1 pseudogene is annotated in these 684 nt (G+C 56.3%); it reads left to right on the top strand.

Annotation, left to right across the window (positions count from 1 at the left end):
- Positions 1-525: 525 nt before the first annotated feature.
- Positions 526-684: pseudogene (locus tag NW858_RS10585) on the top strand (50S ribosomal protein L3); the annotation flags it as partial.

Here is a 684-nt window from a genome sequence, read left to right as displayed (position 1 = left end):
AGGTAGCGATCTACACAAGCCTGGGTCAGCCCGCCGCCGGCTAACCCCATCACACTCCTAAAAGGAGATGGCTCTTGCTGCCGATAGCTCTTTTCGCCCACCAGAGTGGCTTTCACGGTCGCTGCCCCCCAACCGAGCCATTTTCTCGGCAAAATCTGGACAAACAGGTCCTCACCTCACTATGATGTACTACTGTTGCCAATCAAGTCCGCCCGCTCTGACGACGGTTCTCGGCAACCTAGCGTACTGCTAAACCAGATACTGCCTCTTTGCAGGTAAGTCTGAGCAGTCTTTAAAAGCAGTTTGGCGTGTGATTTGAGGCTGAACTAAGCAAAGGGGACAGCGCCGCTGGCGCTGTTTGGTCGCCAGGGATCCAGAGATTCCTTTTCATTGCTTTTTCGCCTGAGCGGGCAGGCTCAGGTAGTCCTGAGCTTCCTGCTGCCGCGCCGTTGCTGCCTGGATCCGGCTCATTGAGCCGTTGCAAGCTGATAAAAGCAAGTTGTAGAGGCTCGAGGGGAGGTTCTCGTGGCGCTTGGCATCCTTGGAAGAAAAGTCGGCATGACCCAGATCTTCTCTCCGGAAGGGTTGGCCATTCCGGTTACCGTCGTGCAGGCGGGGCCTTGCACGGTGACCCAGATCAAGACTCAAGCCACAGATGGCTACAACGCCGTGCAGTTGGGCTAC

Origin of the sequence: Synechococcus sp. H55.10 (assembly GCF_047502715.1) — a bacterium.
Classification (GTDB): domain Bacteria; phylum Cyanobacteriota; class Cyanobacteriia; order Thermostichales; family Thermostichaceae; genus Thermostichus.
This window is presented reverse-complemented; position numbering and strand designations above follow the sequence as displayed.